We start from the raw sequence: 2028 nt of genomic DNA on the forward strand, positions 1-2028 counted from the left end.
GCCGCCGACGCTGCTGGCACGGGGCCGGACGTCGACGACACCGACGCCGCTGCCGCGGGGGCGGGCCTCGACCTCGGCGACACAGTTCCGGTCGGCGGGGTTCGGGGTGCGGCGGGCGAGGTGGCCGATGAGGTGCTCGGGCCCGGCCGGGGCGGCAGGATGTCCAGCGGGCTGGTGACGATGGTCTGCGCGGCGTCGCCGGGGCGCACGAGGCGGCGCAGCAGTTCCTCCGCGGTGGGCCGGCGGGCCGGCTCCCGGCGCATCGCCGCGCGTACCACGGCGGCCAGCGCCGGATCGAGGTCGCCGAGGGTGGGGTCAGCCTGCTGGACCCGACGAAGCTGGGCCGACGTCGGACCGTCCCCGAACGGCTTGCGCCCGCTGCCCGCGAAGATCACCAGGCCGCCCCAGGAGAAGATGTCCGCGGCGCTCGTCACGGTCTCGCCGCGGGCCTGCTCGGGCGACATGAACGCCGGCGTTCCCGTGACCCGGCCCGACGGCCCGCTGGGCGCCTCGTCGGTGACCCGGGCCAGCCCGAAGTCGATCACCCGCGCGCCCAGCGGGGACAGCAGCACGTTCGACGGGCTGAGATCGCGGTGCACCAGGCCGGCGCCGTGGATGGCGGTCAGCGCCGCGGCGACGCTGACCGCGACGCGTTCCAGGTCGGCCGAGCCCAGCGGGCCATGGTTGGCGACGGCGCGGGCCAGCGTCGGGCCGTCGACGAACTCGGTGACGAGGTAGGGCTGCCCGTCCGGCGGGTCGACGACGTCGAGGACCTCGGCGGTGCAGAAGCGGGCGACGCGGCGAGCCACCGCGGCCTCCCGGCGGAACCGGTCGCGGTAGCGGGGGATCCGGGCGACGTCCGCCCGGATGACCTTCACGGCGACCAGGCCGGTGTCGCGGCCCCGACCGAGGAAGACGGTGCCCATGCCGCCCTCGCCGAGGCGGCCGAGTATCCGGTAATCGCCGAGTTCGCGCGGATCGCCGGGGTGCAGCGGGTCCGCGCGAGTGGAGAGCCCGGACGTTGTTTCCCGCGGCTCGGTCACCTCGTCGATGTTCTCGCGCGTATCCACCATTCCTCCCTACGGCCGAGCGGAAGTCGGGCCCAGGGCGCCTGCTGAATTGTCGGTGACGACGCGTCCCGCTGGTCGTCTCTATCGCTTACTCGACAGCACCGGCGGCGCTGTTCCGAAGTGTCGGCGGCCCGCAGCCGACGGCCCGATGTCACCGACGCAACTCCCGCGCGGGGGCCCTACCTGGCCCGAAACGGCCAGTCGACCTGCCGATCCGGCGCGCCCACCCCGGCTGACGCGGCAGTCGTGGTGACGTCGGCGGCACCGGGGGTGGCGCACCGGGCCGCCGTGCGCGGCGCCGTCCACCCTCATCCTGCCGGTGCATACCGATTGTCATTGTCTGCGTCGATCCGACGGCCGAGACGCCGCATTTCCGTACCCGATACCTCAGGACCCGGCCGACCGGTGACATTCTTGACGGAAATCACGGGGAGACCATCAGCGGTCGCCGAACCGCCGAGCCCGGGCGGCCAATGGCCCGTGCCTCCCACGAACGGGTGGCCGGTAACCCGGTATCGGGTACCCCCGTCCGGTCAGCGGCGCCCGGTCAGCGGCGCCCGGCGGCGTGGCCGGCGACCAGCATCCGGGTCGTGGCGACGGACGCGGCGGCGGCCTGGTCGACGCTGCGCCGGTGCTGGGCGAACACGCCGTCGAGGTGGAACACGGCGTGCCCGTGGGCCTGGGCGAGGTGCTGCTCGACGAGGATGACCGCGTCGCGGTAGCTCGGCACCACGGGCAGGGCCAGCACCAGCGGGAGCAGTGTGTCGAGCAGGGCGCGGGTCTGCGCGGCGAGCTGTGGGTGGCGGCTGCCCGCCAGGCCCGGGGCGAACAGGACGTCCATCCCGGCGCGGCGTTCGACGACGAACGCGGTGTAGGCGCCGGCGGTGGCGGCGAGCCGTTCCACCGGATCGGCGCCGGCCCGGTCCGCGGCCGCGCGCAGCTGCCCGGTGAGCTGGCG

General features: G+C 75.0%; 1 protein-coding gene and 1 pseudogene. Both read right to left on the reverse strand.

Translation table 11 applies throughout. From position 1 onward, the window contains the following. The coding region (locus tag ND748_RS30740; protein ID WP_251749798.1) for a serine/threonine-protein kinase at positions 1–1070 on the reverse strand (1070 nt) is incomplete at its 3' end. A 547-nt stretch (positions 1071–1617) separates the two neighbouring features. Continuing rightward, positions 1618–2028 (reverse strand): annotated as a pseudogene (locus ND748_RS30745) (TetR/AcrR family transcriptional regulator); the annotation flags it as partial.

The sequence above is a fragment of the Frankia sp. AiPs1 genome, from assembly GCF_023716945.1.
Lineage (GTDB): Bacteria > Actinomycetota > Actinomycetes > Frankiales > Frankiaceae > Frankia.